The following is a 2795-nucleotide window of genomic DNA, read 5'->3' as shown; positions in this document are numbered from 1 at the left end:
CTGACGCCCGCGTCATTGATGCCGTCCAGCGGGGCGTAGGGGGCCGCCAGGCAGATGACCTTGTCCATCAGGCCGGTCATATCCTGGTCCACGTCAATGCCCAGGAACTGCAGGTCCACCGTGGAGATGGTGGCATGGCGGCCTTCGTTGGCCTCGGTAAAGACCAGCATGGCGTTGGTCTTGGAGAAGTCGTAGTTGCGGGCAAAGAGGGCGTCCCCGTTTTCGGCGGTGGCCGTAAAGGAGGAACAGCCGATCTCGGGGGCGGTCATGTTCAGGTTTACCACGCCGTGGGTGATGTTGTCGGTGATGAACTGAATCAGTTCGGTATCACTGGAAACACCGCCCTGGGCCACAAAGTCATCCAGGTAAAAGTCCCCTTTCACCTCCATGGAATAGACCGCGCCGTCCAGGTGGTCGTCGTTGCGCTCCCGCAGCATCCGGATGCTGGCCACCGAGCTGATCTCGTTATGCCAGACGGCCCAGACGCCCGCAAAGGCCAGCACCAGCAGTACCACGAGCACGGCCAGCACCGTGAGCAGGATCTTTTTTACACTTCTTTTGGGTTTGGTTTCTACCGCATTCATTCTCTTTTTTTCCTTTCCTTTTTCCGTTTATTCCGGGATTCCCTCGTCGGCCAAAGCGCGCAGGTTGTCGGCAATGGAGCCAAGGGCTTTATAGAAAACGGCCCGTTCCTCGTCGGTCAGGTCTTTGCCCCCGGCTTCCACCGCCCGGGATGCCCGCTGCCGCACCTGGATGGCGGCGGTACGTCCGGCTTCGGTAAGCAGTACCGCGCCGCCGTAGCCGCCCTCCTTGCGCACCAGGCCCTTCTCTTCCAGAATGGCCAGCATACGGGAAGCGTCGGATTTATCCTTAAGGCACAGTTCGCACAGTTCCGGCACCGTGATGCCCGCCGGGTAGCGGTACAAAATGGTCAGGTAGGTGGCATGGGCCCCCTTGAGACCGTACGCCTTCATTTCCTCCCCTGCCAGCTTGTGCCAGCAGCGGGAAATCTCCGCAATGGCCAGAGAAAACCGTTCAAACCGCTCGATCATGGACAAACTCCTTTCGTTTCCAGAAGTTGAAAACACAACTTTATGAGTATAGCAATAAGAAGTTGAAGTGTCAACTTCTTCCAGCCGTTTTTATTTTATTGTGTGCACGCCATGCCAAAAGCGTGAAGTTTCCCCTGCCCGGTTCACCGGCCCCCGCCTCTATTGTTTGCAGATATTTCCCGCTGCTTTGTCTATTTTTGGTTACAGCACAATAAAAAAGCGGAGTCCCGGCCGCTGCGGCGGCAAACTGGGGATGACAGGTCATTTGTTGCAACATCACACTTCTGCCCAAAAGCGAAAACGGTATTTTGGGCAATTTACCCCTTGACCGGACGGGAAAAATCGATATAATAGAATTAGAATAATTCTAAAAATGGTGTTGAGTACTGTGACGAAATATGGAAAGCAAATTTTAGAGATCGTAAGTTCCTCCCGCAGCCACATGACGGCTGAGGAGATTTTTTGGGCGCTTCGGCAGACCTACCCGACGGTGGTGCTGGCTACGGTGTACAACAACCTCAACCGCCTACTGCAGGAGGATCTGATCCACAAGATATCGGTGGAAGGAATGCCCGACCGGTATGACCGTATCCAGCGCCACGACCACCTGGTGTGCAGAGCGTGCGGTAAGCTGATGGATATTGACCTGGGCGACCTTACCGAACAGTTTGAAAAAAAGGCGGGAATCCCCATTTTGTCCTATGATCTGAAACTGAACGTTTTGTGTGAAGCCTGCCGGAACAAAAGCAAATAAAAAGGAAGTGAGCCAACTGAACCATTTACCATTGTCAGTCCGAGTTGCCATTGAGGCAGACAACCCCAGCATCGTTCGTTGGGAAGAAAAATGTATCCGCTGCGGTATGTGCAAGGAAGCCTGCACCAACCTGATGGGGGTACACGGAAGCTACACGTTGGAGCAGACAGGCGGCAAAGCACTGTGCATCTACTGCGGCCAGTGCGCCAATGTCTGCCCGGTGGACAGCATCACCGAGCGGGACGAAACGCCGCAGGTGCAAAAAGCCATCGCCGACCCGGACAAGGTGGTGGTGGTCAGCACTTCCCCCGCCGTCCGTGCCGCTCTGGGTGAGGAGTTCGGCATGGAGCCGGGCGCCTTTGTAGAGGGGAAAATGGTCGCCCTGCTGCGTGCCCTGGGGGTCGATTATGTGCTGGACACCAACTTTGCCGCCGACCTTACCATTGTGGAAGAAGCCAGTGAGCTGATCCGCCGCATCACCCAGAAGGACCGTCCCCTGCCCCAGTTCACCAGCTGCTGCCCCGGCTGGGTGCATTTTGCGGAGATCTACGCCCCGGAACTGCTGCCCCACCTGTCCACCGCCAAAAGTCCCATCGGCATGCAGGGCCCCACGGTAAAAACCTATTTTGCCAAACAGATGGGCCTGGACCCCACGCAAATCGTCCATGTAGCCCTGACCCCCTGCACCGCCAAAAAATTTGAGATCCGGCGGGAAGAAATGCACGCCGCCGGCGATTACCACGGCGTGGAAGGGATGCGGGACACCGACCAGGTGATTACCACCCGGGAACTGGCCCGGTGGGCCAAGGCTGCCGGCATCGACTGGGATGCCCTGCAGGATTCCGCCTACGATTCTTTGATGGGCAAGGCTTCAGGCGCGGGCGTTATCTTCGGCAACACCGGCGGTGTGATGGAGGCGGCGCTGCGTACCGCCTACGCCTATCTCACCGGCCAGGACGCTCCCCAGACCCTGCTGCAGTTGCAACCCG

The 2795-nt window shown here is 57.1% G+C and carries 3 protein-coding genes and 1 pseudogene; 2 read left to right on the top strand and 2 right to left on the bottom strand.

Annotation, left to right across the window (positions count from 1 at the left end; translation table 11 throughout):
• Together H6B10_RS13865 and H6B10_RS13860 are read right to left on the bottom strand one after the other, a co-directional pair.
• A pseudogene (locus tag H6B10_RS13865) lies at window positions 1-584 on the bottom strand (carcinine hydrolase/isopenicillin-N N-acyltransferase family protein); the annotation flags it as partial.
• A 27-nt stretch (window positions 585-611) separates the two neighbouring features.
• On the bottom strand, window positions 612-1052 hold the full coding sequence (locus H6B10_RS13860) for a MarR family winged helix-turn-helix transcriptional regulator (protein WP_204652140.1): 441 nt from the start codon (window positions 1050-1052) through the stop codon (window positions 612-614).
• Between the two features lie 388 nt (window positions 1053-1440).
• Between H6B10_RS13860 and H6B10_RS13855 the strand changes: the two genes are divergently transcribed.
• Together H6B10_RS13855 and H6B10_RS13850 are read left to right on the top strand one after the other, a co-directional pair.
• Window positions 1441-1806, top strand: a complete 366-nt coding sequence (locus H6B10_RS13855) for a transcriptional repressor (protein WP_204652139.1) — start codon at window positions 1441-1443, stop codon at window positions 1804-1806.
• Window positions 1807-1813: 7 nt separating this feature from the next.
• Window positions 1814-2795: [Fe-Fe] hydrogenase large subunit C-terminal domain-containing protein (locus tag H6B10_RS13850; protein ID WP_345941851.1), on the top strand; the 982-nt coding region annotated here is incomplete at its 3' end.

Source organism: Gemmiger formicilis (assembly GCF_016901605.1).
GTDB lineage: Bacteria > Bacillota > Clostridia > Oscillospirales > Ruminococcaceae > Gemmiger > Gemmiger formicilis_B.
This window is presented reverse-complemented; position numbering and strand designations above follow the sequence as displayed.